At 64.8% G+C, this 26,722-nt stretch carries 32 protein-coding genes and 1 pseudogene; 16 read left to right on the top strand and 17 right to left on the bottom strand.

What is annotated here, in order from left to right; translation table 11 throughout:
• Window positions 1-279 precede the first annotated feature (279 nt).
• Window positions 280-1,017, top strand: coding sequence for a hypothetical protein (locus ACFC4D_RS22685; RefSeq protein WP_376066241.1), 738 nt, complete (start codon window positions 280-282; stop codon window positions 1,015-1,017).
• Between the two features lie 316 nt (window positions 1,018-1,333).
• Here ACFC4D_RS22685 and ACFC4D_RS22680 read toward each other — a convergent pair whose 3' ends face one another.
• From ACFC4D_RS22680 to ACFC4D_RS22640, 9 genes are all read right to left on the bottom strand, one after another.
• Window positions 1,334-1,657 carry a hypothetical protein gene (locus ACFC4D_RS22680; protein ID WP_376066240.1) on the bottom strand — a complete coding sequence of 108 codons (324 nt, stop codon included), beginning with the start codon at window positions 1,655-1,657 and terminating at the stop codon, window positions 1,334-1,336.
• Window positions 1,658-1,820: 163 nt separating this feature from the next.
• The gene (locus ACFC4D_RS22675) at window positions 1,821-2,189 is read right to left on the bottom strand and encodes a YbaB/EbfC family nucleoid-associated protein (protein ID WP_376066237.1); all 369 of its coding nucleotides are present in this window, start codon (window positions 2,187-2,189) and stop codon (window positions 1,821-1,823) included.
• A 40-nt stretch (window positions 2,190-2,229) separates the two neighbouring features.
• Window positions 2,230-2,499: a hypothetical protein gene (locus ACFC4D_RS22670; protein ID WP_376066235.1), complete on the bottom strand. Its 270-nt coding sequence runs from the start codon at window positions 2,497-2,499 to the stop codon at window positions 2,230-2,232.
• A complete protein-coding gene (locus ACFC4D_RS22665; protein ID WP_376066233.1) occupies window positions 2,496-4,298 on the bottom strand; it encodes a hypothetical protein in 1,803 nt (600 codons plus the stop codon). The genes ACFC4D_RS22670 and ACFC4D_RS22665 overlap by 4 nt, the downstream gene beginning before the upstream one ends.
• Before the next feature lies 1 nt (window position 4,299).
• Window positions 4,300-4,593: a WXG100 family type VII secretion target gene (locus ACFC4D_RS22660; RefSeq protein WP_376066231.1), complete on the bottom strand. Its 294-nt coding sequence runs from the start codon at window positions 4,591-4,593 to the stop codon at window positions 4,300-4,302.
• Entirely contained in the window at window positions 4,590-4,913 is a 324-nt protein-coding gene (locus tag ACFC4D_RS22655; RefSeq protein ID WP_376066228.1) for a WXG100 family type VII secretion target, read from the bottom strand. The genes ACFC4D_RS22660 and ACFC4D_RS22655 overlap by 4 nt, the downstream gene beginning before the upstream one ends.
• 585 nt (window positions 4,914-5,498) lie before the next feature.
• Entirely contained in the window at window positions 5,499-6,533 is a 1,035-nt protein-coding gene (locus tag ACFC4D_RS22650) for a fused (3R)-hydroxyacyl-ACP dehydratase subunits HadA/HadB (RefSeq protein WP_376066226.1), read from the bottom strand.
• 236 nt (window positions 6,534-6,769) lie between these two features.
• Window positions 6,770-7,069 (bottom strand): hypothetical protein, encoded by a 300-nt coding sequence (locus tag ACFC4D_RS22645; protein ID WP_376066223.1) that lies wholly within the window; start codon window positions 7,067-7,069, stop codon window positions 6,770-6,772.
• 124 nt (window positions 7,070-7,193) lie between these two features.
• Window positions 7,194-7,490, bottom strand: coding sequence for a DUF6412 domain-containing protein (locus tag ACFC4D_RS22640; RefSeq protein WP_376066221.1), 297 nt, complete (start codon window positions 7,488-7,490; stop codon window positions 7,194-7,196).
• Between the two features lie 663 nt (window positions 7,491-8,153).
• Here ACFC4D_RS22640 and ACFC4D_RS22635 point away from each other — a divergent pair.
• Complete coding sequence (locus tag ACFC4D_RS22635; protein ID WP_376066218.1) at window positions 8,154-8,810, top strand: hypothetical protein; 657 nt, start codon at window positions 8,154-8,156, stop codon at window positions 8,808-8,810.
• A 271-nt stretch (window positions 8,811-9,081) separates the two neighbouring features.
• Here the strand turns inward: ACFC4D_RS22635 and ACFC4D_RS22630 are convergent, their stop codons facing one another.
• Window positions 9,082-9,534, bottom strand: a complete 453-nt coding sequence (locus tag ACFC4D_RS22630; RefSeq protein ID WP_376066217.1) for a nuclear transport factor 2 family protein — start codon at window positions 9,532-9,534, stop codon at window positions 9,082-9,084.
• A gap of 106 nt (window positions 9,535-9,640) precedes the next feature.
• Here ACFC4D_RS22630 and ACFC4D_RS22625 point away from each other — a divergent pair, with 106 nt between their 5' ends.
• Window positions 9,641-9,997: a winged helix-turn-helix transcriptional regulator gene (locus ACFC4D_RS22625; RefSeq protein WP_376066215.1), complete on the top strand. Its 357-nt coding sequence runs from the start codon at window positions 9,641-9,643 to the stop codon at window positions 9,995-9,997.
• 146 nt (window positions 9,998-10,143) lie between these two features.
• On the opposite strand, the gene ACFC4D_RS22620 is transcribed toward ACFC4D_RS22625, so the two are convergent.
• Entirely contained in the window at window positions 10,144-10,743 is a 600-nt protein-coding gene (locus tag ACFC4D_RS22620; protein ID WP_376066213.1) for a TetR/AcrR family transcriptional regulator, read from the bottom strand.
• A gap of 83 nt (window positions 10,744-10,826) precedes the next feature.
• Here ACFC4D_RS22620 and ACFC4D_RS22615 point away from each other — a divergent pair, with 83 nt between their 5' ends.
• Window positions 10,827-11,927, top strand: a complete 1,101-nt coding sequence (locus ACFC4D_RS22615; protein WP_376066211.1) for a Gfo/Idh/MocA family protein — start codon at window positions 10,827-10,829, stop codon at window positions 11,925-11,927.
• Between the two features lie 178 nt (window positions 11,928-12,105).
• Here the strand turns inward: ACFC4D_RS22615 and ACFC4D_RS22610 are convergent, their stop codons facing one another.
• Window positions 12,106-13,107: an amidohydrolase family protein gene (locus tag ACFC4D_RS22610; RefSeq protein ID WP_376066210.1), complete on the bottom strand. Its 1,002-nt coding sequence runs from the start codon at window positions 13,105-13,107 to the stop codon at window positions 12,106-12,108.
• 146 nt (window positions 13,108-13,253) lie between these two features.
• A complete protein-coding gene (locus tag ACFC4D_RS22605; protein WP_376066207.1) occupies window positions 13,254-13,913 on the bottom strand; it encodes a TetR/AcrR family transcriptional regulator in 660 nt (219 codons plus the stop codon).
• 132 nt (window positions 13,914-14,045) lie between these two features.
• On the opposite strand from ACFC4D_RS22605, the gene ACFC4D_RS22600 reads away from it, so the two are divergent.
• From ACFC4D_RS22600 to ACFC4D_RS22560, 9 genes are all read left to right on the top strand, one after another.
• Complete coding sequence (locus tag ACFC4D_RS22600; protein WP_376066205.1) at window positions 14,046-15,179, top strand: VOC family protein; 1,134 nt, start codon at window positions 14,046-14,048, stop codon at window positions 15,177-15,179.
• The gene (locus ACFC4D_RS22595; RefSeq protein ID WP_376066203.1) at window positions 15,176-16,114 is read left to right on the top strand and encodes a fumarylacetoacetate hydrolase family protein; all 939 of its coding nucleotides are present in this window, start codon (window positions 15,176-15,178) and stop codon (window positions 16,112-16,114) included. Before ACFC4D_RS22600 ends, ACFC4D_RS22595 begins: the two co-directional genes overlap by 4 nt.
• Window positions 16,111-18,027 carry an acyl-CoA synthetase gene (locus tag ACFC4D_RS22590; RefSeq protein ID WP_376066201.1) on the top strand — a complete coding sequence of 639 codons (1,917 nt, stop codon included), beginning with the start codon at window positions 16,111-16,113 and terminating at the stop codon, window positions 18,025-18,027. The genes ACFC4D_RS22595 and ACFC4D_RS22590 overlap by 4 nt, the downstream gene beginning before the upstream one ends.
• Complete coding sequence (locus tag ACFC4D_RS22585) at window positions 18,024-18,380, top strand: DoxX family protein (RefSeq protein WP_376066198.1); 357 nt, start codon at window positions 18,024-18,026, stop codon at window positions 18,378-18,380. The genes ACFC4D_RS22590 and ACFC4D_RS22585 overlap by 4 nt, the downstream gene beginning before the upstream one ends.
• The gene (locus ACFC4D_RS22580) at window positions 18,377-19,936 is read left to right on the top strand and encodes a bifunctional 3-(3-hydroxy-phenyl)propionate/3-hydroxycinnamic acid hydroxylase (protein WP_376066195.1); all 1,560 of its coding nucleotides are present in this window, start codon (window positions 18,377-18,379) and stop codon (window positions 19,934-19,936) included. Before ACFC4D_RS22585 ends, ACFC4D_RS22580 begins: the two co-directional genes overlap by 4 nt.
• A 271-nt stretch (window positions 19,937-20,207) precedes the next feature.
• Complete coding sequence (locus tag ACFC4D_RS22575; RefSeq protein WP_376066193.1) at window positions 20,208-20,651, top strand: DoxX family protein; 444 nt, start codon at window positions 20,208-20,210, stop codon at window positions 20,649-20,651.
• A 1-nt stretch (window position 20,652) separates the two neighbouring features.
• The gene (locus ACFC4D_RS22570) at window positions 20,653-21,129 is read left to right on the top strand and encodes a carboxymuconolactone decarboxylase family protein (RefSeq protein ID WP_376066524.1); all 477 of its coding nucleotides are present in this window, start codon (window positions 20,653-20,655) and stop codon (window positions 21,127-21,129) included.
• Window positions 21,130-21,207: 78 nt separating this feature from the next.
• Window positions 21,208-21,438 (top strand): hypothetical protein, encoded by a 231-nt coding sequence (locus ACFC4D_RS22565; RefSeq protein WP_376066190.1) that lies wholly within the window; start codon window positions 21,208-21,210, stop codon window positions 21,436-21,438.
• Between the two features lie 265 nt (window positions 21,439-21,703).
• Window positions 21,704-22,378: a sensor domain-containing protein gene (locus ACFC4D_RS22560; protein WP_376066187.1), complete on the top strand. Its 675-nt coding sequence runs from the start codon at window positions 21,704-21,706 to the stop codon at window positions 22,376-22,378.
• A gap of 12 nt (window positions 22,379-22,390) precedes the next feature.
• Here the strand turns inward: ACFC4D_RS22560 and ACFC4D_RS22555 are convergent, their stop codons facing one another.
• Window positions 22,391-22,714: a glycosyltransferase family 2 protein gene (locus tag ACFC4D_RS22555; protein ID WP_376066185.1), complete on the bottom strand. Its 324-nt coding sequence runs from the start codon at window positions 22,712-22,714 to the stop codon at window positions 22,391-22,393.
• 255 nt (window positions 22,715-22,969) lie between these two features.
• On the opposite strand from ACFC4D_RS22555, the gene ACFC4D_RS22550 reads away from it, so the two are divergent.
• Window positions 22,970-23,434: a hypothetical protein gene (locus tag ACFC4D_RS22550; RefSeq protein WP_376066183.1), complete on the top strand. Its 465-nt coding sequence runs from the start codon at window positions 22,970-22,972 to the stop codon at window positions 23,432-23,434.
• A gap of 224 nt (window positions 23,435-23,658) precedes the next feature.
• Here ACFC4D_RS22550 and ACFC4D_RS22545 read toward each other — a convergent pair whose 3' ends face one another.
• Window positions 23,659-24,060 (bottom strand): GNAT family N-acetyltransferase, encoded by a 402-nt coding sequence (locus ACFC4D_RS22545; RefSeq protein WP_376066180.1) that lies wholly within the window; start codon window positions 24,058-24,060, stop codon window positions 23,659-23,661.
• A 72-nt stretch (window positions 24,061-24,132) separates the two neighbouring features.
• Window positions 24,133-24,621, bottom strand: coding sequence for a helix-turn-helix domain-containing protein (locus ACFC4D_RS22540; RefSeq protein ID WP_376066177.1), 489 nt, complete (start codon window positions 24,619-24,621; stop codon window positions 24,133-24,135).
• 4 nt (window positions 24,622-24,625) lie between these two features.
• On the opposite strand from ACFC4D_RS22540, the pseudogene ACFC4D_RS22535 reads away from it, so the two are divergent.
• A pseudogene (locus ACFC4D_RS22535) lies at window positions 24,626-24,799 on the top strand (IS481 family transposase); the annotation flags it as partial.
• A gap of 42 nt (window positions 24,800-24,841) precedes the next feature.
• Here the strand turns inward: ACFC4D_RS22535 and ACFC4D_RS22530 are convergent.
• The gene (locus tag ACFC4D_RS22530; RefSeq protein ID WP_376066174.1) at window positions 24,842-25,048 is read right to left on the bottom strand and encodes a hypothetical protein; all 207 of its coding nucleotides are present in this window, start codon (window positions 25,046-25,048) and stop codon (window positions 24,842-24,844) included.
• A gap of 164 nt (window positions 25,049-25,212) precedes the next feature.
• Between ACFC4D_RS22530 and ACFC4D_RS22525 the strand changes: the two genes are divergently transcribed.
• Window positions 25,213-26,712 (top strand): nitrilase-related carbon-nitrogen hydrolase, encoded by a 1,500-nt coding sequence (locus tag ACFC4D_RS22525; protein ID WP_376066173.1) that lies wholly within the window; start codon window positions 25,213-25,215, stop codon window positions 26,710-26,712.
• Window positions 26,713-26,722: the final 10 nt, after the last annotated feature.

Genomic DNA, 26,722 nt, shown 5'->3' with positions numbered 1-26,722 from the left:
TGTCCGGGCCTTCAGCATCGCAGCCTCCGGTGTCGAATGATCTTGTCGGGCAGTTCCGTTGACCCGAACGATCATCCGCAGGCGAATGGAGCATGGAAAATCGCCCGGGCCTCCAACGTACTGTCATGCCGCATGGCGCGCTGACCCAAGCGGCCAACGCGACGCTCTCGAAGATCAAGCGGCCGAGGCGATCTGCGGCCGATGGAACATCCTGAATTGCCGAATGCCGTGCAAAGTGTCGCGACATGTCGGGCATCTGAGCGCCGCTAGGGTGTGGCCGTGGGCAACCGTTTCAGCGCGAAGGCGCTTGGCCTGGACGTCTATATGACCAACGGCAGCACCGAGGTGTTCTGCGACGTGATGGCACTGGCGGGTTCTTCGGTGGCTAGAACAGCATGGCAGCAGAACCTGGTGCTGCATTTCTGCGACCTGGTGCGATACGCCCTCGGAATGGGCGGGTTCGACCTGGCTGAGATTCCGTGGACCCGGGACCACCAAGCCGAGCAAGACTTCTTCATCGTTATGCTCGACCGCGCGATTCACCGGACCGGCTGGGAGAAACTGCATTACACCCCCACGGCCGACTACAACCTCGGTGCATTCATGCAGATGCTCACCACGTTTCGTGCCAGTCCGACGACCGACTCTTACCTGGGAGACTGGACCATCGCGCCGAAGCCGTATCTCCTCGAAATGTGTATCTGGCACATGGTCTTTCAGGGTGAGGCTGGATGCCGTCTGTGCGATCCCTCGATTCAACCCACCGACGCGCCATTCGTATGGGAGATGACCAGTACCTACACCGCGGACGGAACGATCAACGGCGAGACCATCAAACGTCTGATATGGCAGATCCCTGATGAACTGATCGCCAGGATCCACGCCATCGTCGGCAATCCGCAGCCACGTGCGCTGGGGATGCGGATAGAGCCACCACACCTCGACCCGGTCTCCACAATCATTGGCAAGCCGCTCGATCCTTACGCCCATCATTGGCTGGGCAAGGCTGTTACTTGAGCACCGGTCAGCCGGATGGCGGCATGGTGGAGAACATCCTCTCCTGCCGCTTCCCGCGCTGACCGAACCGGCCAGCGCGTGGCACCGGAAGATCAACGGGCTGAGCGCTGCTCGGCCTCAGCAGTGCGCGGAAATGCCGATGAGCGACCGTGAAGTATGAATGCTCGACCGACGCGCTGTGGTGAAAGTCTGGTGCTTACCCTTTGGCGATCCCCAGCAAAGGGAAGATCCAGTGGACGGTTGCCAGCGTCTGCATTCCACGCGGTGTACACCAGCCGATCGGGACTGGGAACGCGGAACGCGTCCCGCAGACCGACTATCTCACCATGGTGGCCAACTTTGGACCAGCGGTCGGCTGCTCCGCTCGAGGCATCTGGAACCACCAGTTTTCCCAGTCGTTGTCAGGAGGGTGCCAGCCCGCTCGCAGTGACAGCTGGTGGCCGGGATTGTGCAGTCCGGCGTTACGGTCCAGGTCGGCGTATCCGACGAGTTCGGCGTGCAGATTGTCTCCGTCCTGAGCGAATTGGGCGAAACCTGGCTGAACGTTCGGTTCGTCGGTATCGATCAGAAGGATCGCCCCGTCCGCGAGGATGGCCAACTGGTAGGCAAGCCCACGTGCGAATTCGTCCCAGCTGGTCACCTCGATTCTCCGATACATCGCGAGTTGTCGTGTGCCGCACCGTTCAGCGCGGCCTCATCGTTCGAACGGGAATGACCAGCATCTTCTCACTGGCAAGCCGGTGATCGAACCTGACTACGGCCTAAGGAGCGAGCGCTAGATGGGTGTGGATGGGCTCCAACGGTCACATCGAATGGGTGATGCGAAGCGGTGTGGGTTCCTCCCAGTCATCGGAACTCGGTGCAGTGTGAGGGCCGTGAATGGCTTGGTGTGGCGAGAGGTGCGGTGAATCCTGGAGGTCTTCGATGGCTTTGAGGGCTTCATCTTTGGCCCGTTCGACGGCAGTCCCGTGGCACTGTGCAATTGTCTGCGCGAGCCGGCCGGGATCGACGGACATCGCAGCCTGCGAGATCTGCAGGTCGGTGATCGTCCCGTTCACATCGGTCTCTACCATTACCGCGCCACCGGAGGTTTGGGCTCGACCTCGAACCTGCAGAAGTGCGCTCTGGATTCGTGCGCTACGGGCAGCGATGTGTTCAGCCTCAGCGCTCATCGACTGTCCGCCAGGGATCGATCATTCGTCCGAGTATCTTTCAGCCCCATAGGGATACCACCACAATCGCCAGGCCGATCACGGCTGCTGTCACGCCCAGCGCCATCAGGATGCCGATCCCGATCTGCCGAGCTCGACCGCGAAACAGGCACAGCATGCCTGCGATCACAAGCTCCAGGGCATAGGGAAGGACCAAGATGTAAGCAGCACCCAGCAGCACCGCGATCGGGAGGATGTTGAGTACAACCACTACCACCGCGACCCCTGACGAGGTGCGGCTCAATCCGCGTTTCTGAGCAGTATTCATCATCGTCCCGGAACCGACGGCGGGTTCTGCACCGACCCGAACGAGGTGGACGGCAAATTGTTGAACCGGTCGAATGCGGTTGGCCCAGCACCGATGTTGTGATGGAACGGTAGGTTCGTCGCGGGTCCGAGTGAGCTTCCCGACGCTGCTGGATCGATACCCACGGTGCGTATCGGGGTGCCGACACCGTGGTCCTGGTATGCCTCCATGGAGGGGTAGTCCGTGCGGGTACCGCTGATGGAGACGCCGTCGGCTCCAGGCGTGAACACAAGATCGCCGTTGACGGTGACCTTGTGGTTGCCGGGCATCCATGTCGTCTCCGCGAGCGGATTGCCCGCGTCGTAGGTGACCCTCACCGAGCCGTCGCCAGCCTGCGTCACCTGGCCGGTGGGTTTGCCCACCTTCGTCTCCCCGGTGTCCTGCCGTACAGAGGGATCCTGCCGCATGACGACGATCCCGTTCTCGTAATCCACGTACGTTGCTACCTTTGCGTGTTCGGGGTCGAAGTTGGGGTCGAATGTGCGGTTGTTGCCGAGGTCGCGTTCAAACGGGTTGTGAAACTGTGGGTCGCTGACATCGTATTGGGCAATGAACTGATCCGAGCGCACCACTCCTTGACCGGGGACCGGATTGATTCGGACGACCTGGATCTCTGGGCCTTTGCCGTGATACCTCGGGTCGTAGCTATTGGGATTGAGCACTTCGGCGGTTTCCCAGTCGGTCCCGCTCTGCGGCGGATGACCGAAGATCTGCGCGAAGGCCATGGCCGATGCGTGGACGCGCGCGGAGTCGTACCGTTTCGAATCGATGACCGCGAAGACTGGCTTGTTGTCATCGGTGTTGCCGAGTTCCTTCGGAATCGACAGTGCGGCGATGGACAGCAGCATGGGCTGGGTTTCCAGACCGTCTGTGCTGCCGAAATCCGGCTTCGCAAGGTCGGTGGCGACCGGGCTGACCGCGATATCGCTCGCGACAACGGCACCCATGGCCATGAGCGTGGCGGTGTTGAGAACGGCACCGGTCAACGACACCTGTACCGAGGTGTTCCCGATGCTCGCCGTCACGCCTTCGATGAACGGCGGCTGGAGGTTCTTGGCGATCAATTCACGCACGGCACCAAGGTCGTTCGCGTAACTGTCCACGGCCTTCCCGATCGCGGCGGATACACCTGCGACGGCCCGCGCACCGCTGGCTAGGGTGCTCAGCACGGCGAGAAGGTCACCGACTTCGGGGGCTTCGACACCGTGGAACTTGCCGGCGGCTTGATCCAGGCGTCCACCGGCCGCGGTGACGACCTCTGCCGAGCCGAAGCCACTCCACGCGGCGCCCATCGCCGAGAGCTTCTGGGTGTCCCCGTTGGGAACCTGACCGGCCGCCCGCACCATATCGGCCATCGACGGCGGAGCGATCAAGCCCGCGCCGTTGTTTCCGCCGGAGGGCGATATCAGGCTCAGATCGCCCGACAGGAAAGCCCATCCACCACTAGCGGCGGGTTTGTCGGGTTGTGGTGTGGCCTTTCCCGCGTTCATCCATTCGGCCAAGTCCCAGTTGTAGCCACAGGCGTTGAACACGTCAGCCGACTTGGTCAAGGCATTGCCGAGTGCCCCGATGGTATTGAGCACGTCGATGCTCATTTGATCGCATTTCGACGCCCACGTCGCGGCCGAACCGTCCCCAGCCATCCCCGGGTTCGAACCGATCAGCGCCGGTATCAGCGTTTTGACCGCTGTCGCCAAAGCGGTTGCGATCGACTGACACTCACTGGCGGCGTGGTAGTACGCCTCCGTGTTGACCTTGACCACGTCAGCCCTGGGAGATGCTGTTGAGGCCGATCACTGCGGTGTAGTTATTGTGGGCCAGCCTGGCAGCCTCGCTCATATCGGCAACCCCGTCAGCGAATTCTTGTGCGCTGGTGACCCATTGGGTATGCGCATCAGCGTATGCGGAAGCAGCGGCCGACTCCCAACTGCCTCCGGTCAGGGTCTTGGCCCTTTGGTCGAGATCATCCAAATGGCCTCGCAGAAAGTCGGCCAACTTACCGAGCTGGGATACGACTTGATCGAGCTGTTCGAGGTTCACACCGAATTCGGAGGTCATGCACGATCCAGGTTCGTGAAGCCGTCCGCGGAGAGCAGGTCGTGACTGGTGTACGTCTCAGCGGTGACACCGAGTTTGCCCGCCAAGGTTGTCAGTGCATCGATCGTCGAATGCCCGCCCTCGGAGCATTCACTCCAACCCGTGCTGAAGAATTTCGCCGCCGCGCCAGTCCAGCCCGCAGTCGTCAGCGAATCCACTTCCCGTTCAACAGCTTTCAGAGCCGAGCGCATAGTATCGGCCACATCCAACGCGTATTTGCCGAATGCCTGCACATCTTCGGGGATGACTAACAGGCCCCCCGAGTCTCCCACTCCACCCATGGGCGTGGAGATTATCATCGTCGACCAGCACCCGCACCTCAGGTTTTCCTAGGACACTTGGAACCTCGAGGCCGCGCCGACTCCTCCGCTGCCGCCGATCCAGTGAACGTGTTCGTCTGCCGAATACCGCAGGGACCGAACCAGTCAGCTTGCAGTGGAACAGCCCTCACGCTAGCGGCTCGACCAACTGCTGGTGATCAACCACCGTAGAAGCCAGCTAGGACAGTTCCTGCCCTAGCTCAAGCGCCATGCGGTGTTGCCCTGACCACACCAAACGTCCTGCATTGCCACAACCGCGCGTTCCAATCGATCGCGCGGGGTGACGTTTTCCGGTGTCTGCGTGTATCCGATGGACTCCGACTCTTACCCGGCAGATTGTTGGTTTGACGTGCGGATCAAGGCGTTGTAGTCCGCTCACGAGAACGTCCGCTCTTGCCGCATACCTGGCGGACCGAAACGGCCATCGCGGACCCTCGAAAGATCAACGGCCCGAGGCGAATCGGGCCGTTCCGGTGTCCGCTACTGCCGATGTTCGGATCAATCGACGATCCGTGCGGTCGCCCAGCTTGCTCTTGCAGCGCCTGACTAACTGAAGCGGACGTCAATCGTGGCCAGGCCGAAGATTTTGCGGCCAGCAGATTTCGCGACCAGGACAACGGTGGCGGTTCTGGTCTCTGCGTCGATGGATTTGATCCGACCGCCGAACTCCACCTCTCCCGCAGCGAGAGCGTCGACAGCGGCGTAGTTCGACAGCCGGGCTCCGTACCTCAGGATCGCGCCGGGGTCGCCGAGCCAGTCGGTGACGAACCCGGCCCCGAGACCCATGGACAGCATGCCGTGCGCGACCACATCAGGAAGGCCGATTAGTGTAGCCACCTGCTCGTGCCAGTGGATCGGATTCACATCACCGGCCACTCCTGCGTAGTTCACTAGGTCACCTCGCGTCACTTGGACAGTCCGCGCCGGTAGTTCGTCGCCGATCGCGATGTCCTGGAAGCGGATCGCGGTATGTGGCAACCGTGTTCGTGACAAATGCGAATCGGGGACGGTCTGCAGATCCTGCTGGGTCGTCACATGTTCGGCGTACCGTGCCGACTCTGCGGGGGCCGCGACGTCCAGCCCGCTCATGACCACGCGCCCGATGGCATCACCGATGGCAACATCGGCGTCATCACTGGTGATCCCGACCAGTGTGGTGTGCGTTCTCTGCACGACGCGCTCGGACTGGTCGGTGAATGTGTTGGTGACAGTCAGCAGATCTCTGCCCGCGATACGGCGAACCGCAGTCAATTCGACATCGATGAACAAGCGGTCACCGGCCACGATGGGTTTGTGCATCTCGAAAACTTGGTCTGTGTGCACGAATGTGTCATATCCGGTCAGCACGTTTCCGAGCAGAACGGCATCGGCCTGCATGGCCACGATTGAGGTGAACGTGGTCGGCGCGAGCAGCCCGAGGTACCCGCATTCGCGCGCGGCGTCCTCGCTCCAGTGTGATGGATGGAAGTCTTGAACCGCGCGTGCGTACTCGCGAATCTTCTCCCTGCCGACCTCGTAGTAGTCGGCGGCACGGTATCGGTAGCCGACCAGTCCGCCTATATCGAGCGCAGTGTCCATCATGCCTCCCCATCATCTTTCGAACAGACTCAGATCCATACCAGCGGAGCCGGATTCATGATCCAACTCCACTCTTACACAAGGGTGGGCTGGAGGTGAGACGGAGCAGGAGAGACCTGGTTCAACCCGCAGATCAGGCGATGGAGCGCAACATCATGCGACCCAGGAGTTTGCCACCCCTGAAATGCCCTCTTCAGCCGCTGGTCGTGCTGACGGAGGCGGTCAGGATGCGGGACTAGTTACTCGGCTGGGTTGCGGCGCCGCCGACGGCGATACATGTAAACCACTGCCGACACGATCACCATCAGTACACCCCAGCCGGGTGCGATGAGTGCGGCCATCGTGATCACATCCAGGCCGATGGCGATCTCGGCGATCGGGAGTGCAACCAGTAACAACGCGCCAGCCCACAGACTGATCGACGAGATCGCCTGGGCAGCAGAGTAATAGGCAACGGAGAGGAGTCCAATCGTGCGGGTGACTGCGGTGCGCAGATACCGCATGGATCGTGCAAAGACAGACAAGATCGCCAAAAGCATCAGAAACCCCAGGAATGTGCACCGCGGCAGACACGCCGATACTCATCAGAGCTGGTGCAGAACAACAGGTACGGAACTGAATCCGGCCGCCACCGATCCTCTCCGAGCCTCTGCCGGAGAAGGTCTAGGCCGCCGCGGTGCTCAGACCTGGAGCGCGCGCTCGAACATGTCCGGCTGCATCGGGATCATTGTGCCTACATGAAACAGTCGTCAGCGCGCCATCGCGGACTCCGACCTGCGAAGAACTCGTGGATCGAGTCGAACCACCGATCAGCGCAACGGCGATCGCCACGACAAGCATCACTACGGCCGCAGCCATCGCCTGTGCAGCACTCCCGACGGTGACCGGCAGCATGAACAACAAGATTGATGCAACGACGAATTTCAGCACCAGAGCCTGATCGCTGAAATCTATGGGCACACAACGAATGCTACAGAACCGCTCTCGGCTCCTGGCTGATCCGGTGAACGTACTAATCTGCCGCTTACAAGGCCGTTCGGACCGACCGCAGCCGACCGAACGCACTGAACTGCCGCGACCCGTGCGTTGGTCGGCCATCCGCACCGGTTGGACGACAGCGGCTTCCCAACGCAAGCGTATGCCGCATACCGTGCTGACCGAACGGCCAGCGCTGAGAAGCGACATGAATGATCAACTCGCACTGAACCTTTGAACCCCCTCGCGATTTCGGCGAACTGGTTCGGGTTGGCCTCGAATTCGACGACCATGGCGAGGTTTTCAGGAACGGTTTGCCGAAGGGGCAGCCCAGTCGTAGATTTGGCTGCCGAGCCCGAACAGGACATCTCGCTGGCGCGGACCGGTCAGGATCTCGCCGGCCTCGGCCAGATTGTGCGCGAATCGGTCGAATTTCGTTGTGGTCAGCACAAATTGCCGCTCCGGTGATATTGCGAGGGCGAGCAGTTGGTCGGTGGGGAGATCGAGGTCTTGTTATGGCGAACACCGTTGGATTCTCGGCAAGGTCCTTGCTTGGCGGTAGTGTTGGAGGCTCTTCGGGAGAGCGCGGGATCAAGCTTGCTGTAGGCGCGTCATCGGAAGCTGTTCGGAGGGGCGATGTTTGGTCGGGTGCTGGTGTTCCTGGTCGGAGTCGGCCTGGCGGTATTCGCGCTGGTGCATACCGTGGATCCGTTTCATCAGACGCGGGAGTATCGGCATCAGGTGGCGTGTGAGAAGTACGTAGGGAACTGCTTCGACGAAGAGGTCGTCACCATAACCGAGAAGCGTACGTACACAACGACTTCCACTGATCACAACAGCGATGGGACCATCAGCACGAGCACGACGGATCACTTCGAGATCAGTTGGGCGCGCGACGGGCAGAAGCACTTGCACGAGGTGAACGACGAGCTTTTCGGGAAGGCCCGTGAAGGCGGGCAGGCGACGCTGCGGATGTGGGAGGGGCAGGTCGTCGGAATCGTCATCGACGGGCAGTCTGATTCGTACAACCCGCGTCAGACCGGGCAGCTGGGGAGGTGGCTGTGGCTGGCGTTCATAGGGATTGGGGTGGCGTTGGCAGCGGGGTTCGAGATGCCGGGGGTGTTCATAGGGGCTTTCCGGCTGGGGGCGTGGTCTTTCGCCGGAGTCATGCCGCTCGGGGTGTTCGTGCCGACCGTGCTTGCCAACGGGGCGGAGCCGAATTTCGAGTTCTTCGTTCTGGCGGGGTCCACCGTCCTGTCCGCCGGGGCCGGGATTGCGATGCTGGTCGGCTCACTTCGCGTCTGATTTCGCCACTAGGGGTTCCGGGGTAGCGCACTCGTACAGCGCTAACAAGTTGGTGGTGGCCGCACCACCGCAGACCATGTCTCCGCAGCTCTGCTACATCGCGAGGGCGCATACCGGAGTGCGGCCACCCGCGCCTTCATCAGGCTTACCCACGAGCTCGTCCGTAGCCGTGGCTTTACCCCACCTCCGTGACCCGCGACGGCTGGCCGATGGCATCGAGTGGCCCGAACCTAGTGCCGTGCACCACATATCGTCGCCGTGCACCGGCTGCCTACCGCCCGATGACAGCGGGATTGCCTTCGCTCCAGCTGGAGTTCAGCGTGCGTGCGGTGAACTTCCACCCCTGTGCCGTGCGCCGGAATCGGTCTCGATACATGCCCCCGGCGAGGAAGGTCGCTCCGTTCGCCAGACCGCGGCGGATGTGTTGTGCGTAGTAGTAGCAGATGTGCTCGGCCTCGTCGCCGCTCAGGGCGACGACGTGATTGGTGTTGAAATGTTGCGTGGCATCGAGCCGTTCGATGCTGCTGCGGATTCGGTCGGTGATCGCGGCGGGGCCGTCGACTCGCTCGCCGGAGGCGCTGTATTCCCAGTAGGCGTCGTCGGTGAACAGGGCGGCCAGTGACCTCCAGTCCCGGGTGTCCACGGCGGTCGCGTACCGCACCACCGCATCGGAGATGTCGGCTCGATCGATGACTTGCTGGATCCGTTCGAGGGAGGGGGACACGGTGGATACCTCGTCTTCTGAGTGCACGATTTGTTACGGGGTATAGGTTCGGTCACCATGGACACGCGCGGAAGGAGGCACTTTCTTGTCCCACAGTCACATTGATGTGTCAGTCCTGGCAGATCAGGCGTGCCCGGTTTCGGAGGTCCTCGACCACGTGTCGGGGAAGTGGAGTATCGGGATCCTCGTCGCGGCCGCGCAGGGGCCGGTCCGGTTCACCGAACTCGAGAAATCGATCAAGGGCATCAGTCGGCGCATGCTCACGCTGAACTTGCGCAAACTCGAACGCGACGGATTGCTGACGCGCACGGTCTATCCGACGGTGCCCCCGAAGGTCGAATACACCCTCACCGAGATGGCGCAGGAGCTGCACGAGTCGCTGTTGATGCTCACCGGGTGGGCAACTCGGCACCGCGGCGCCATCGCGGCCGCGCAAGCCGAATACGACCGCCGCGCCGATTGACTCGGTTCGCGCGGCGCGTCCGGGCGCGCACCGATGACCTCGTCTGCCGTCGCCCGCGCGGGGCACTCACGTTGTGGCACAGCGCATCTCACGCATCGAACGCCGGATGTGGTGGTGGCATCGACGAACCCGGTCGGGTCCTGCGCTCACCTGTCGTGCGTGCTCAGTCCCGCCAGAACTATGCGAAGGTTGCGGCTCCATTGATCGCTGTCGGGCTGCAGGCCGATGGTGCCCGCGTCGGTGGAGATCCCGGCCAGCACAAATGCCACATCCGGCCACGCGATATCCCGCCGCAACTGCCCGGCGGACTGTGCGCTTTCGACCAGAAGCTTTATCCGCGTGCGTATTTCGGCGAGTAGCTGATCCAGACCTGGCATACCGGCGCCGCCCAGCGCGTCGTTGACGCCGCAGCTCTCCGCGCGCAGTCGTACATAGACCGAGGCGAATTCGGCGAAACCGTGCCAGGGGTCGGGGTCGGCGAGTGCGTTATCGGCGGTGCCGATGATCTCATTCAGCACTTCCTCCAGCACCACCTGCAGCAGCGCTTCCCGGGAGGGGATCCGCCGATAGAAGGTGCCTTTGCCGACTCCGGCGCGCTGGGCGATTTCCTGCGCGGTCACCTCGACCCCGACCTCGGCCAAAGCCGACCGTGCCGCGGAGATCAGGCGCTCCAGGTTGCGGCGCGCGTCGGCGCGAGGGGTCGGTCCGCCCTCGCTGGAAAGGAGTCGGTTTACGGCGCTGGTCACGCGGGTCAGCTTAGCAACTGGACTCATCGAGTCCGTTTAGGTATAAACGGACTCGCATGGTCCGTTTATGTGAGGAGTACGCGGTGGATCCCATTCGAGTAGGCATCGTGGGCGCGAGTCCCGACCGTGGCTGGGCCGCGCGTGCGCATGTGCCCGCGCTGCGGGTACTCCCGGACTTCCGGATCACCGCGGTCGGCACCAGCCGCGCCGACAGCGCGCAGCGGGCACGACGGTTGTTCGGCGCGGAGCACGCGTTCACCGATCCCGGCGAACTGGCCGCGCATCCCGAGGTCGACCTCGTGGCGATCACGGTGAAGGTGCCCGCGCACGCGGAGCTGATCCGCGCCGCGGTGGCGGCCGGGAAACACGTCTATTGCGAATGGCCGCTTGCGCTCGACGTAGCTGAAGCCGAGGCGCTGGCCCGGCTTGCCGAGGACGCGGGGGTGCAGCACGTGGTCGGACTACAGACCCGATACGCGCCCGCCGTGGTGCGGGCCCGTCAGCTGATCGCGGAAGGCTTTGTGGGAGAGCCTGTTTCGGCAACAGTGTACAGCGCACGGGAATTGGGCGCGGGTACCCATGTGCCGGGCTGGGCGGCCTACACCCTCGACCGGAACACCGGTGCCGGAGTGGTCGAGGTTCTCGGCGGGCACACCCTCGATGTGGTCGAGTACCTGATCGGCGATGTCATCGATGTGTCGGCACGGCTCGCCACTCCTCATCGCCAGGCGTTCATCGAGGACACCGGAGCGACGATCGAGGTCACCAGCCCGAATCATCTGCTGCTCGACGCCATCACGGCGCGGGGAGTCGTGGTCTCGGCTCACATCCACGACTCCAAGGTCAGCAACGGCCGCACCAGAATCGAGATCTCCGGTACCGCAGGGGATCTCGCGATCGTCTCCGCCGCCGGCGGCCCCAGCGGTATCTCACTGAGCGAGCTGGTCCTGTCGGGTTCCCGGGGTGCGGGTCAATGGGAGTCGCTGCCGAGTGTGGATCCGCTGGCCGACATGTCGCTCGGCACCGAGGCGGGCACTGTGGCACGGCTGTATGCGGCGCTGGCTCGAGACGTTCGGAGCGGCACCACAACGGTCCCGACCTTTGATGATGGGGTCCGCGTGCACCGCCTGCTCGACACCATTGCCGCCTCGGCGGACACCGGGAGGCGGTTGTCCATCCCCTGAGCCGGGACCTGCGTCGTCATGGGCTGACCGGAGGGAATCCGGTGGTTAACTATCGCTCGCGTATCCGAGGTGAAAACACTCTCGACTATGCGGCCGATTCTGTGCCGAATGATGCGCACGCGGACCGGAAATAGGGCGACTACGTCAGCCCTCTACCGTCGGCATGTGACATGCGAGATCATGAGAACCGTTCCGCGCGAGGGGATTCGGGATTCGCGAGTCGCGGGAAGAGTCGCGACGCGTTGGTGGTGGTGAGGTTGAGCCAGGACTGCGCGGGCGAGGGTCCGGGGATCGCGGTGAAAGCCGCAGTATGTAGTTCGGCGATCGGTGCGGGTGTCCACGGGTAGTCGCTGCCGTAGAGCAGCTGGCTCGGGTCGACCAGCCGCAGCAGTGCCTCCAGATGCCGGGGGAACGCGGTTCCGGCGGTGTCGTAGTACAGGGACCGCAGCTGATCGACCACGTCGGGGGAGGTGGGGTCACCCAGTAGGAGTCGAAAGCCGTTGACGCGATCGGCGATCACGGGCAGGGCGGCGCCGCAGTGGGGGACGATGAAGCGCACTCGGGGATAGCGTTCCACGATCCCGGCCCAGACCAGGTCGGTGACCGTCCGCGTGGTGTCGAAGAGGAATTCGAGCATCGGCCGTGGTCGCCCGAGCGCGGTGTGTTCCCAGCACACCGGTGAGGTCGGGTGCAGCAGGACGGTGGCGTTGCGGCGGTCGAGCTCGGCGAATACCGGTTCGAGGCGGGAGTCGCCGAGGTAGACGCCGTGCGCATTGGTCATCAAGATCACCCCATCGGCGTGCAGGACGTCGAAGGCGTGGGCGAGTTCGGTGAGGGATCCGTCGATGTCGGGCAGCGGCAGTGACGCGAACAATCCGAATCTGCCGGGGTGATCGCGAACCGCCTGTGCGCCTTCCTCATTGATCTCGCGGGCCAGTGCGCGGGCTTGCCGATCATCGCCGAAGTGCACTCCGGGCGAGGACAGCGACAGCATCGCGGTGGCGATTCCGCTGCGATCCATCACCGCCACGTGCGCTTCGGCCGACCAGGTCGGCCATTCCGGCATGCCGTCGGGCAACTCGTGCCCCGCCGCCCGCGCGCGCCGAAGGTAGGAGTCGGTGAGGTAGTGGGCGTGGACATCGATGAATCCGATGCTGTGTGCAGCATTGTCGTTCGGCACTGGAACCCGATCCTGTCAGCGAAGGTTCTCGCACCCTAAGTCACTTGAACGATCGGGTCAATACTGACGATTTGTTCATTTAGGTAGATGTGACGCGTTGATCATTGGCCGGATGGCCACCGGCGCAAAGGTTTTCGGTTCGCGGGCTACGCGGTCGATGCGGTGCGCGGCAGGTCGAGAGCGGGCAGTGGGCGTCGGCAGATCTCGCGGGCCTCGTCGGCGGGCAGGCCGAACATGCGCAGCAGGTCCTCGGCCACCTGATCGGTGGCCTCGGCGTCGTCGCGTTCGGGATGGTCGTGCAGTAGTCGCCCCAGGCACAGCGTCGCGCCCGCGACGATGGTCATCGACAGTTCCGGGTCGCGGATATCGAAACGGCCGGCCGCCGCGGCGGCCTCGAGGTCGCGCCGGGCGCGGGGCGCGAGCCCGCGATCCGAACTCGTAAGGCGCAGGCCGTCATTGAGCAGGACCTTGCTGAGGGTGGGGTGGCGGCGGTGCAGGCGGCCGGTGAGGCGGAAGCTCTGCGCGAAGACCTGGGCCGGATCCTCGATGCCCTCGCACAGCAGGTCGAGCAGGGCGCCGTGGCGGTCGAGCGCCTCCTCCACCGCGGCCTGGAACAGTTCCTCGCGGCTCTGGAAGTGGTTGTAGAACGATCCCATGCCGACGTCGGCGGCCTGGGTGATCTCCAGGATGGGCACATTGAGGTTGCCCTCGGCCAGCAGCGATTGGGCCGCGCTCACCAGTGCGGCGCGGGTGCGGGCCTTGCGGCGTTCCAGTCGATTGGGTCCGGACGCGTTGCTCGCGGTCATCGATGCACCTCTCCTGCTGTTCCGGCTCATCATCGTAGCCGCTCGAATCAATATTGACGGAATCGTCAGAACCTCTTGACTGACGTGCTGCTCGTAAGTGACGATATCGTCAGTATCTGGAAGGAGTGGTCGATGAGCGGCCAGCATGACGTGCACACCGGGCTGCACAGCGACCAGGGGGCGCGAGCGGGTGAGCATCCGGGGCGGGCGCGCAATCCCGTGGTCAAGGTGCTGGACCTGGCGTGGCTGGAGTTCGAGAAGCCCGACCTGGACCGGGCGGAGACCTTCGGCCACGCCTTCGGATTCGCGACCGCGGTGCGCACGGCCGAGGAGTTGCAGTTGCGCGGGACCGATCCGGGCGCGCCGTGTGTACTCATCCGGCGTGGTGGTCGCTCGCGCTTCGTCGGTCCGGCCTTTCGCGCGGCCGACTCCGCCGATCTGCTCCGGCTGGCCGCCGCGACCGGCGTGCGCGCCGAGCCGCTACCGGAATCGCTGGGCGGACTGACGGTCGACCTCGTGGATCCGAGTTCGCTGCGGGTGCGCGTGGTCGCCGAGACCCACGAATTGGAATCGTTGCCGACGCAGCAGCCCCACGTCTTCAACTTCGGACACGAGGTGAACCGGGTCAACGCCACGCAACGACCGCTGCGCGCACCCGCGCGCGTGCGCAGGCTCGGACACGTGGTGATCCAGTCGAGGAGATACCGCGAAACCCTCGACTGGTATCTGCGGAACCTGGGTCTGATCGTCAGTGACTTCCTCTATTACCCGGGCCAGCGCGAGCGCGGTCCGGTCATGAGTTTCATTCGCTGCGACCGGGGTTCGACACCGGCCGACCATCACACGCTCGCGCTGACGCTCGGGCCGTCGAACCGGTACGTGCACTCCGCCTATCAGGTCGCCGACCTTGACGCGCTCGCCGCAGGCGGTGAGTACCTGCACGAGCAGGGCTATCGCCGATCGTGGGGGATCGGCCGCCATATCCAGGGCAGTCAGATCTTCGACTACTGGCGCGATCCCGACGGGTTCCTGGTCGAACACTTCAGCGACGGAGACATGTTCGATTGCACCCTCGAGCCGGGCTGGGCGCCGATGAGCGCTTCCGGTCTGGCGCAATGGGGCCCGCCCGTGACCAAGGACTTCCTCGGCATCGCGCCCGGAGCCGAATCGCTGCGCGAATTGCGCTCGATCGTCGACGCGCTGCGCGAGGACAACGAATTCGATATCCGCCGCCTGCGCGGCCTGTTGAAAGTGGCCAATTCATGAGCACATCGATCCTGCGCACCGCCGACGCCTGGTGGGTGCGCACACCCGCCGGTGCCGCCCGCATCGATACCACCGCGACGACCACGCGGGAACTGCTCGCCGATCGTGCGGCGATCACCGCAGCCGCGTCCGGCACGGAAACCGCCGCAGTGGAAAGCCTTTCGCTGATCTCACCGGTGACCGCGCCGTGCCGGGTGGTGGCGCAGATGACGAATTTCGCCTCGCACGTGAAGGATTCGGGCATGGATCCGGAGACGGTGCCGCTGACGTTCTTCCGCAAGGCATCCGGATCGATCAGCGGACCCCACGACGAGGTCGTCCGGCCCGCGCATGTGCGGCTGCTCGACTATGAGGTGGAGATCGGCCTGGTGTTCGGCCGTGACATGCCGGTCGGCTCGGAGGTCTCGCCGGAGAACCTCGCGGATTATGTCGCGGGCTTGGTGGTCACGAACGACGTCTCTGCGCGCGATGTGCAGCTGCCGAAAACCCAGTTCTACGAGGCGAAGTCGTATCCGACCTTCACCCCAGTCGGCCCGGCGCTGGTGCTGCTGGACGCCGATGAGCTGAAGCGGTTCGAGGATCTGCGGTTGCGGCTGTGGGTCAATGGCCAGCTGCGCCAGGACATGACGGTCGCGGACATGATCTACCGCCCGGTCGAGACGCTGCGCGCGCTGACCCGCTTCCAGCGCATGGACGCCGGGGACCTGCTGCTCACCGGCACCCCGATCGGCACCGCGCTCAGTGCCCCGCCCAAACCGGTGGAGATCGTCGGCTCGCTGCTGCCGCCGAAAATCAAGTGGAAGATGTTCTTCCAAGGCCAAGCCAAGAATCCGAAGTACCTGAAGGACGGGGACGTGGTCGAGGCCGCGATCGGCACCGACGACGGCACCCTCGACCTGGGCCGCCAGCGGACCGTCGTGAGGTACGCCCGATGACCGAGAACACGACTCTCGCGAACTCGGCAGAGGACCTGCTCTGGCCCCGGTACACCTCCCCGCAGGATCTGGCCGCCATCGAAGCGGTGCCGCTCGAGGCGCGCGGCCTGCCCGAATCGACCTACGCCCTGCTCGCCCGCGCGGCGACGCGGTGGCCAGAGCGCACCGCGGTCACCGTGCTGCCCGATGCGGCGCGGTGGCGAGAGCCGTTGCGGCGCACCTACTCCGAGCTGCTCGCCGACGTGCACAGGTACGCGAACCTGCTGCACGAGCTGGGTGTGCGGCGCACCGATGGGGTGGCGCTGATCGCACCCAACTGCGCCGAGCTGATCCCGGCCACCCTCGCCGCACAGCTGGCGGGCATCGCCGCGCCGATCAATGGCGGCCTGTCACCCGAGCACATCGCCGAACTGCTGCGCCGCTCGGGCGCTCGGGTCCTGATCGCCGCCGGTCCGGAACTCGCACCCGACACCTGGACCGCCGCACGCGAACTCGCGGCGCGCGGGCTGGTGGATGCCCTGCTGGTATTGCGTCCGACGGCGGCCCCGGGGCCGCCGCCGACCCTGCCCGGCATCGACGGCCTCCGGATCGGCTATCTCGATACCCTTGCCGCCGACGCGGATTCGAGCCATTTTCACGGAGAGCCGCCGACCACATCGGATTTGGCGGCGCTGTTCCACACCGGCGGCACGACAGGAGTGCCGAAGCTGGCGGCGCACCGCCATTCCGGTGAGGTGGCCAATGCGTGGATGATCGCCGCCAACTCGATGCTCGACGACAGCTCGGTGGTCTTCGCCGCGTTGCCGCTGTTCCACGTCAACGCGCTGGTCGTCACGCTGCTCGCACCGCTGTTCCGCGGTCAGCCGGTGGTGTGGGCCGGTCCGCTGGGATACCGGGACTTCACGCTCTACGCGGAGTTCTGGAAGATCGTGGCGCACTACCGGATTGCCGCGATGAGCGCGGTGCCGACGGTGTACGCGGTATTGGCCCAATGTCCGATCGACACCGACATCAGCAGCCTGCGCTACGCGATGGTCGGCGCGTCGCCGCTGCCGCTCGCGGTGCGCGAGAACTTCGAGCTGCACACCGGGGTCACGCTGGTGGAGGGGTACGGCCTCACCGAGGCGACGTGTGCCACCGCGCGCAGCTTCCCCGATGCTCCGCGGCCGGGCGCGGTCGGGCAGCGCATGCCCTATCAACACGTCGCGGTCGTTCGCACGGCTGACGACGGGGTGTGGCAGACACTGCCCGCCGGGGAGACCGGTGTGCTGGTCATCAGTGGCCCCACCGTCTTCGCCGGATACGTGACGGGTCGTGACGAACGCGGTCACCGCCTCGACGCACTGGGCACCGTGGTCGACGGCTGGCTGAGCACCGGCGACCTGGCCCATATCGACGATGCGGGATTCATCCATCTGCACGGTCGCGCAAAGGATCTCATCATTCGCGGCGGCCACAACATCGATCCCGCGAGCATCGAGGACGCCCTGCTGAGCCACCCGCAGGTGAGCGCGGCCGGAGCGGTGGGCCGCCCGGACGTACACGCCGGCGAGGTCCCGGTCGCCTATGTCGCGCTCACCGCGGGCGCCGAGGTCACCGCGGACGGGCTGGTGGCGTGGGCGGCCGAGCGGGTGCACGAACGCGCCGCCGCGCCCAAGACAATCACCATCCTGGACGCACTGCCCGTCACCGATGTCGGAAAGCCCTACAAGCTGGGCCTGCGCGCTGATGCCACCCGCCGCGAACTGCTCGACGCGCTCGCCGAGACCACCGGTGTGGCCGGTATCGCCGCCGCGGGCCAGGACGGCGCGATAATCGCCACCGTCGCGCTGGACCCCGACGCCGACCGATCCGCGGTCGAGGCGATCCTGAGCCGCTACGCGATCGAGTCGAGAATCGAAGTGCGGCAATGAAAACCGTGACGAAAGTGCTCGGTGGCGTGCTGGCGGCCGAATTCCTGTCCCTCGGCACGGCCAAGGTCGCGGCGGTCGCGTCGATGCGCGAACGTGCGGCGCATCTCGGATACTCCACCACCGCTTATCGCGGCATCGGCGCGGTCGAGCTCGTCGCGGCCGGTGGGGTGCTACTGGGATCGGTCCGCCCGGCGATCGGCCGTGCGGCCGGGGCCGGGCTGGTGCTGTTGATGACCGGTGCGGTCGCCAGCCATCTCCGAAACGGCGACGGCACAACCGAGATCGCGCCCGCGGCCGGTACGGCTCTGCTCGCCGCGGCGTACGTGGCCACGTTGACCGGTGGGTCCCGATGACTCCGCCGACGCTTCCGGTGGTGATCGTCGGAGCGGGCCCGTCCGGGCTCACCGCGGCCACGCTGCTGGCCCAGTACGGCATCGAATCGCTGGTCCTCGAGCGGTGGGAGGGCGTCTACCCGCAGCCGCGCGCCGTGCATCTCGACGGTGAGATCCGGCGGATCGTGGAACGTCTGGGCATCGGCGCGGTGTTCGACGCGATCGCCCGGCCCGCCCTGGGGTTGCGTCTGGTGGATCCGCGGCATCGGGTGCTGGCGCAATTCGACCGCGATCCGGCCGGGGGCCGCAATGGATTCCCCGAAGCCAACCTGTTCGACCAGCCGGAGCTGGAGGCGCTGTTGCGGGCCAATCTGGGGCGGTACCGGGCCGTCTCACTGCGCGGCGGCGTGGAAGTCACCGGGCTGGCAGTCGAGAGGGACTGTGTCCGAGTCGATGTCGACGACCGCGCGACCGGCGCGACCGAGTCGGTACGTGCCCGCTACGTTTTGGGTTGCGACGGCGCGAACAGCCTGGTGCGCACCGCGATCGGCGCGCGCATGCGGGACTTGCGATTCGAGCAGCGCTGGCTCGTCGTCGACCTCGCGACCACCGTCGATCCTGGGCATTGGGGCGGGGTGCATCAGGTGTGCGACCCGCGCCGAGCCGCGACGTACATGCGTATCGGCACGACGCGGCACCGGTGGGAATTCCGTTTGCTGCCAGGCGAATCCGCCGACGACTTCCGTGATCTCGACCGCTTGGGGCCGCTGCTGGCCCCCTGGCTGGCCGACGCCGACCGCGAAGGCTTGGAGCTGGTTCGGGTGGCGGAGTACACCTTCCGTGCGCAATTGGCCGACCGGTGGCGTGCGGGGCGGGTGTTCCTGCTCGGCGACGCCGCTCACCTCACCCCGCCGTTCATCGGGCAGGGCATGGGAGCGGGCGTGCGCGATGCCGCCAACCTCAGCTGGAAGCTGGCCGGGGTGCTGCGCGGCGAGCTCCCGGAGTCGGTGCTCGGCACCTACGAAATCGAGCGGAAACCGCACGCGCACATGATGATCCGGCTGGCCAAACTGACCGGGCTGACCATGACCGAGGGCGGCGAACTGGGCAATCGACTGCGCGCCCTGCTCGCTCCGCGACTGCACCGGCTGCCCGGGCTGACCCGGACGATCATCAGCGGAGAGTCGCCACCGCTGCACCGCTCCGCCCTGGTGACCGCACCGCCGCTGCGGCGAGGTGTGGCCGGACGGCTGGTCCCGAACGAACGGCTGGCCGACGGGCGTCGGGTCGACGACCTCATCGCCGGGCGCTACGCCGTCATCACCACATCGGCCACCTCACCGGTGGAGGAGGCGACCGTTGAACAGCGCGGCGGGGTGGTGTTGCATGCCGTGCCGGGCACCGCCTTGCACCGTTGGCTCCGCGGCGGTCGCGCCGATGCCGTGCTCGTCCGCCCCGACGGCACCGTGCAGACCTCTGGGAGAACCCTGTCGGATCTGTATCCGTCATTGCCGCGCTTCGCGCCGAGTCTGCCTCCGGCGCAGATCGGTCCGGCAACCCCGAAAGCCGCTGATTGATGCGCGCCCCATGCGCACAGATCGCGATCTGTTGATGCCCGTGCGCCGATTGGCGGCAACCGACTATCGTGCCGAGCGGACGGAGTTGGTTGCCGACTGGCGAGATCTCCATCCTGGCCAGGCAGCCGAGGAACGGGTGGCGCGGCGGTTTGGAAGGTTTCCGCTTGTGCGCTGACCGCGGCCACGCATCGTCTCGCCACCGTCGGCGCGCAGCACCACGTCGGGGTCGAGCAGGCGCGGGAGTTCGCCGAAATCGCCGCCGCGTGCGGCGGTGAGGAATGCGTCGACGACCAGGCGTTCGCGCGCCCTGCGGCTCGCGCGCTGGGTTCCGGTGACCGCCGTGCTGTCCGAGACCGCGGTCGGCGCCTACTGGGACTTGGCCCGAATCCCTTATGTCCGTGTGACTTTCGATCACCTGGGCTATCCGATGTACTTCGCCACCATCCTCGGTGTCGCGAAAACCGCGGCACTGGCCAGCATCCTGACCCCGGGGCATTCCCCGGCGAAGGAATGGGCCTACGCCGGACTGGTTTTCGTCTACGGCGGCGCTGCCGCCTCCCATCTGGCGGCCGGCGATGGCCCCGACAGATGGGCGATGCCGGTGCTGTTCGCGGCCTCGACCTTTGCCGCCCGTGCCTGGCTGCCGCAAGCGATCTCCCGCGGATCCGCCGTGCGTATGACATACGCGGACGAGCACCTCCGGTACGTCCCCTGAAATCGGCTCGCGACTGCCCAACCCGCAACAGCTGGTCCCGGCGCTCGGTGAGGTCGGAGCCGCGCTGTTCAAAGCCAACGGCAACGAGGCAATCGCGCGCACCACAATCGGTTTGGTCCAGTTGCGAGCCGGTCAGATCGTCGGCAGTAGCTACCTGGTCCTGTTGCACACCGGCATTCTGCGTTCGGCCGGCGACACCGAGGAGCGCATCGCCGCGGTCGCGACGTGGCGTGATGCTCCGTACTTCACCGAACTCGAGCGGGGTTGGGTGCTGGTCTCGGTTCCCGGTTGCTCCTCCCTCGAATCGACCATGCGAGTGGATGTCGAGGGAGGTGCGGTCGTGCTGTGTGCGTTACGGCCCGGATCGAAAGTTGCTGGATGGCAACGGCTTCGGGCTCGATCAGCTCGGATTCAGTGGCCCCGCGAGGTATGCCGGGTCAGATCGCGCGGGGGAGCAGTCCCTGGGTCGGATTGGTGACGACCTCGTTCAACAGTTCCTCGAAACCTCCTCACCGACGACGACACCGACACCGGCGCTGATGACGAAGACGCAGAAGTGTCTGAGCTGCAGCGTTTTTCAGAGCAGTACAGGACGCAGCCGTTGTTGTCTGGGTTCGACGAGCGCGGAATGGCGCACGGCTACATCGACGAACTCGACCCACTGAGCCCCGATGCCGTGGCCGACATCGCCACCACCCATCCACTGGCCCCGTCTCAACTCGGAGCAGGCCGTTCGCTCGACACGGACTGGTTCGAGCGCGGCACCGCCGCCCGCTACGGCCTCTGACCAGCAGCGGTCGCGCATTCGTACGTGTGGGCGGGGATTGCCTCCCGTCACGATATCCCGGTGAGCTCGTCAGCAAGCCTGGACATGACTGCCTGATCCATCCTGCAGACCCGTTCTCGCACAGGCCATCTCACCTCGTCGATGCCTGCCGCCAGTCGCGTGGTCTCGCAGCGTGTAGTGAGGACCATGTCCCTCTCCAGGGGTAGCCCGACCCCTTACCGCGGTTGGATGGGGGGTTGCTGGGTGCGACACTAGCGTTGCCTGCGTGACGATCATCCGCCGCTTGGGCCTCGACTTTGCGTACACGTTCTCGGGATTGCCCCTCGCATTGGTCAGTTTCAGCCTCCTTGTATCCCTTTTCGCGGCGAGCATCGGAACCGCGGTGATCTTCGTGGGTATTCCGCTGCTCGCGCTGACATTGCCGCTCGCGCGCGGTTTCGCCGACCTCGAGCGCATACGCCTTGTGCGGTTGACGGGGGTGGTGGCACCACGGCCCCGATACGCCGGGCCACCGGAAGGCGCGGGGTGGTTCCGTCGGGTCACCACACCGATCGGACAGGGGCAGAGTTGGTTGGATCTGTTGTACGCCGTGGTCAATCTCCCGATCGCGATCGTCACCTTCGCGCTGCCGATCGTGTGGTGGGCAATGGCGCTGGGTGGGTTGACCTACTGGTACTGGGGCAAATTCATTCCCTATGGCGACAGCCACGACATCGTCACAGAGACGATCATGGGCGCGGACACCGCCTACAACCGGACAGTCTTCAATACGATCGTCGGTGTCCTGGCGCTATTCACGGTGTACGCCGTCCAGCGGGGCAGTGCCGCACTGCAAGCCAGTTTCGCGCAGACCCTGCTGTCCCGGTTCGCTGTCATGCAGGGGCGCATTCAGGATCCGACCACGGTAAGGGCCGCCGTGTCGGGGTGCTCGGTCAGGTAGGTGCGGATCGCTTCACTCCCAGTCCGGCTCGGCCAGGGTATCGGCGTCGGTGCGGGCGATGAAATCACCTCCCGCCTTGTCGAATCCGAGGTTGCGGGCGAACGCCACACCGCGGGCGGACTCCTCGATGAGGATAACCTTGGGATGGTCGAGCAGGTGGTCGCCGCCCGTTCGGCGAGTGGCATCGGCGCTGCCGTTGTCGACGACGATGATCTCGTCGATGGATTCCTGGACGACCAGACGGTCCAGACTACGAACGATCGATGCCTCTTCGTTCAGCGCCGGAATGACGACGGACAAAAGTGGACGAGACTGCGGCTGATTGCTGGAAAACATTGCGGACCTTGGTGAATTGGGGCGGTGGGCAGTATCTCACCCGGCCGACTCCGGAACTATGCGATCGAGCCGACCGAGCTGGCGAAACCTGCCGAGATCGTTGCGGGGCATGGCCTTTCCCATGACTGGATTCAGCCTTCCCGCGCCTGAGGGAGGGAGTCTCCAGGCCGGCCCCTACGGTTGTGCGAATATGGCACGGCAATCACGTGTCCCACGGGTTCTGGTCTGACCCGGTCAATAGCCAAGGGAGAATGGATGATTCGTCATGTAAAAGCTGCGCTTGTTGCGGGTGTCGCCGGGGCGGTGGTGCCGCTGTTGTCGATCGCTCCTGCACGCGCCGAGGACAGTACCGTCTATTTCGCCATGAATTCCGGTTCGTTCCAATGCTCTATCGGCGCTGATGGCACTGTCGGCTGCGACACCTCCCCCAAGCAGATGTCGATGAAAATCGCTGGGATCACTTTGCCGATGCTGATCCCGGTGCACGCGGTCGTCATCGATGTCGGGTGGGCACCCGCGCATCCGGGCTTCGACTCCGGAACTCCGCACACGCTGCCCGGCGGCAATCCGAACCTTTCCGATGTCGCGACCGGACATGGTCAGTGGGGTCCCTCGATCAGCTATGCCGGCGCCACGTGTGAGGGAGGGTTCCACGGCAGCATCTCCTGCCGGTCCAAGGGGCATTCCTTCAGCTACTACGAAATCATCGCCGCGGACTGAGCCCGACTCGTACGCCCAACGATAATGGCTGATCGTCCAGGGTCGGATTCTGGTGCTGGACAGCCGCTTTCGCCGCGATCGCTGCGTCGGAAGCCCTGAACCGCAGGAACCTGTACGAGAGATTCTTGAACGTCGGCTGAGCAACGATCGATAAGCCTGGACACACGCCCACGCGGCGGTGTGGCTGGCCGAGCATGCACGCTGGGCCAGCCACACCGGATATCTCAGGGGCGCCAGACAAAGCGGGCATCAGGTTCTCGCTCCTCATTGCGCAGACCATCGGTCCGCTCGACCTCGACGAACCCGTGTCGCACATAGAATCGCTGTGCCGATTCGTTGACCTGGAACGTCCAGAGTTCCAATCCGTTCGGTCGCCGAGTCTTGGCCAGCTCGATGAACTGATCTCCGAGTCCCCGTCCCCGCCAGGCCGGCTCCAGATAGAGCTGCTCCAGCTCCGCGTCGCTCAGTACCAGCAGTCCGCACACCACACCATCGACAACCGCCACCCACGTCTCGCGCTGTGGGACAACAACATCGGCGAACCATCGCCGAACGTTATCGTCGTCATGGGCTCGACGCACCGTCGACAACGCCACGGCGAAGGATCGCAACCACAGCTCGGCCACCGCGGCAGCGTCCGAGTCCTCGGCACGCCGTAGAAGAAGGTCCACGGCAGAAACGCTATGTGCTTTCGGCGATCAACGCGATACGCCCGCCGCCGAACTCCCGAAAGACATCCCGGTCTCGGGCTTGGAGTAGCGGGGAGCCGCGTAAGGCGGGATTCGCTCTTCCTGATGGGGAGCGGGCGCTTTCGAACCGGCGCTCCCTGTACAGAGTGGGGCCCCCGTCCCGGCCGGACTGATGAACGGGGCGGGGCTGAAGGGTGTTCGGGAGACGCGCTGGAATGCCTTGCGATAGTCGCTGGGAGGCAGACCATAACGCGGTTTGAACGCGACGCTCAGGGCGAAAGAGTTGCCGTAGCCGACTTGGCGCGCAATGAATCCCATTGTCGCGCAGCCTGACTCACGCAGGATCTCAGCTGCACGTTCGGGTCTCACCGCAGCGAGGAAGGCCATCGGCGGCTGGCCTACCAGCAGGGTGAACCGGCTGGCGAGTGTTGCCCTGGAAGTGTGGACTTCCGCGGCCAAAGACGCCACGGTCCAGTTGCGGGCAGGCTGGTCGCACATCAGACCCCGCGAATGCAAAATGCTGACCGGCATCGACGACCACTTTCGCTTCGTCGTGGTCGCCGCAATGCTGACGGCACCGTTCGGGCGCGTGGGCTGCGCGGCTTTCACCGAGGCCATGCGCCGCTACGGCGTTCCCTCGGAAGTGTTGACCGACAACGGAGCTCGAGTCACCGGCGATCGGTGAGGTCGGGTGCAGCGAGTGTAGGGCGGGTCACTGTCATGTGTCTTTTCCGATTGCGCGGTCGAAGATCGCAGCGAGTTCACGGGCAGCGGCGGCGGTGTCGAAAGTGGGGTCGACGGACGCGCGGGCAATGGTGGCATCGAGAGAGCCGCGGATCGCCATCACCATGACGGCGGGGTCGAAGTCTCGAAACACTCCCGCGCGCTGGCCTTCCCGCAGGATTTCGACCTGCTGGCCGGCCACCGAACCCGGTTGGTCGAACAGTCCGAACAGACGCGGGTCGTCGGCGCTGCCGCCAAATAACTCCCGTGACGGTGATCGCACCGATCAGCGGTGGAGAAAACTACAGGTCAACTGGGGACTCAGCCGCAATGGACGGGGCCGGGTGATCAGGGAGGCTGCGAGTTATGGCAAACATATCGTTCGCCACCGGTCGGTGGAAGTACCTCTGGTTGGTGGCTGGTGTTGCGCTCGGGCTGTTCGGCATGAGCGGTGAATGGGCGATTCCGATCGCGGGGTGGCTGTTCTCCATCGCCTTGATGCGATTCACCCGGGGCTCGAGCGTGCTTGGCGGATTCGTCTGGGTGGCAGTGGCCGCGGCGGTCGCCGCGGCGGTCTTCGTCGCCGCTGCAGGAAGTTCCGGGGTTCTGCCGATCCTGTTCGGGTGCGCGATCCTGAATGTGCTTCTCTGCGTTCCATTCCTGATCGACAGGCTGATGTTCCAGCGGGGGAATCCGATCCTGGCGACGCTGGTCTTCCCCGCGGCGCGGGTGGCGATCGAGTTCCTGGTGGCGGTGGTCAGTCCATTCGGGACGGTATTCGGACCCTTGGCCGGAACGCAGTCAGCGAATCTGCCTTTGTTGCAATTGGTTTCGGTTACCGGGGTCTACGGGATCAGCTTTCTGATGGCATGGTTGGCGCCGGTCGCGAACGCCGTGATGGAACATCGGTGGCAATGGCTGTCGGTCCGGACCATCACGATTTCTTACGTCTCGGTATTGATGCTCGTGCTCTTAGGCGGGGGACTGCGGTTGGCCACGGCGTCTGACGCACCGAATCTGGTGCGCATCGCCGGGATCAGTGTCTCGCGCTCGGCCGAGGAACGGATGCACGAGATCAACAACTTCCACACCCCGGAGGTGTTGCCCGAGCAGAAGCCGGTGCTGCGCCGGGCATTCGCGGTTCTCAACGAAGATCTGTTCACCCGCAGCCGGGTCGAGGCCGAGGGTGGCGCGAAGGTCGTCGCATGGTCCGAGACCGCCGCGGTCGTGCTCGAGGAGGACTATCCCGAATTCCTGCGCACGGCGCGGGAGTTGGCCCGGGACACGCAGATCTATCTCGACATGGGTATCGCTGTGATCCGCGACGGTCAACAGCAGCCGCGCTCACGCGATATCGCAGTGCTCGTGGCACCGGATGGGCAGGTGCTGTCGACCTACGACAAGGCGCATCCGGTGCCCGGCATGGAAAGCCTGCGACCTGGCGACGGAATCGCACCGGTGTCGACGACACCATATGGACGGCTCACCAACGTCATCTGCTTCGACGCCGACTTTCCTGAGACGCTGCGCACCCGTGCCGACATCATGTTCGTTCCCGCCAACGACTGGAAAGGCATCGAGCACACCCACTCCGCGAACGCGGTCTTCCGTGCGGTCGAGAACGGATACAGCCTCGTCCGACAGACCAGCAATGGCATCGCCATCACGGTCGACCCGTATGGCGTCGGCCTGGCCAGGACGAACTACTTCAGCACCGGACAACAGACCATGGTCGTATCCGTGCCGACGCGGGGAACCTGGACGGTCTACGGCGTGGTCGGTGACCTGTTCGCGTGGCTGTGTGTCGCGGGCCTGGCCGGCGCAGTTGTGCTGGTGGTTTTTCGTCAGATCAGACAGCGAGGATGATCATGGGATC

Source organism: Nocardia sp. NPDC056000 (assembly GCF_042269265.1).
Lineage (GTDB): Bacteria > Actinomycetota > Actinomycetes > Mycobacteriales > Mycobacteriaceae > Nocardia.
The sequence above is the reverse complement of the archived record's forward strand: the minus strand, read 5'-3'. Positions and strand labels throughout refer to the sequence as shown.

Excerpts from the sequence above, each read along its gene's own strand:
- ACFC4D_RS22590 (WP_376066201.1), top strand. The coding sequence starts at position 16,111 with ATGACCGAGAACACGACTCTCGCGAACTCGGCAGAGGACCTGCTCTGG.
- ACFC4D_RS22580 (WP_376066195.1), top strand. The coding sequence starts at position 18,377 with ATGACTCCGCCGACGCTTCCGGTGGTGATCGTCGGAGCGGGCCCGTCC.
- ACFC4D_RS22525 (WP_376066173.1), top strand. The coding sequence starts at position 25,213 with ATGGCAAACATATCGTTCGCCACCGGTCGGTGGAAGTACCTCTGGTTG.
- ACFC4D_RS22550 (WP_376066183.1), top strand. The coding sequence starts at position 22,970 with ATGATTCGTCATGTAAAAGCTGCGCTTGTTGCGGGTGTCGCCGGGGCG.
- ACFC4D_RS22645 (WP_376066223.1), bottom strand. The coding sequence starts at position 7,069 with ATGCTTTTGGCGATCTTGTCTGTCTTTGCACGATCCATGCGGTATCTG.
- ACFC4D_RS22670 (WP_376066235.1), bottom strand. The coding sequence starts at position 2,499 with ATGATGAATACTGCTCAGAAACGCGGATTGAGCCGCACCTCGTCAGGG.
- ACFC4D_RS22600 (WP_376066205.1), top strand. The coding sequence starts at position 14,046 with ATGAGCGGCCAGCATGACGTGCACACCGGGCTGCACAGCGACCAGGGG.
- ACFC4D_RS22540 (WP_376066177.1), bottom strand. The coding sequence starts at position 24,621 with ATGTGCGACCAGCCTGCCCGCAACTGGACCGTGGCGTCTTTGGCCGCG.
- ACFC4D_RS22675 (WP_376066237.1), bottom strand. The coding sequence starts at position 2,189 with ATGAGCGCTGAGGCTGAACACATCGCTGCCCGTAGCGCACGAATCCAG.
- ACFC4D_RS22595 (WP_376066203.1), top strand. The coding sequence starts at position 15,176 with ATGAGCACATCGATCCTGCGCACCGCCGACGCCTGGTGGGTGCGCACA.
- ACFC4D_RS22555 (WP_376066185.1), bottom strand. The coding sequence starts at position 22,714 with ATGTTTTCCAGCAATCAGCCGCAGTCTCGTCCACTTTTGTCCGTCGTC.
- ACFC4D_RS22660 (WP_376066231.1), bottom strand. The coding sequence starts at position 4,593 with ATGACCTCCGAATTCGGTGTGAACCTCGAACAGCTCGATCAAGTCGTA.
- ACFC4D_RS22585 (WP_376066198.1), top strand. The coding sequence starts at position 18,024 with ATGAAAACCGTGACGAAAGTGCTCGGTGGCGTGCTGGCGGCCGAATTC.
- ACFC4D_RS22650 (WP_376066226.1), bottom strand. The coding sequence starts at position 6,533 with ATGATGGACACTGCGCTCGATATAGGCGGACTGGTCGGCTACCGATAC.
- ACFC4D_RS22655 (WP_376066228.1), bottom strand. The coding sequence starts at position 4,913 with ATGGGTGGAGTGGGAGACTCGGGGGGCCTGTTAGTCATCCCCGAAGAT.
- ACFC4D_RS22605 (WP_376066207.1), bottom strand. The coding sequence starts at position 13,913 with ATGACCGCGAGCAACGCGTCCGGACCCAATCGACTGGAACGCCGCAAG.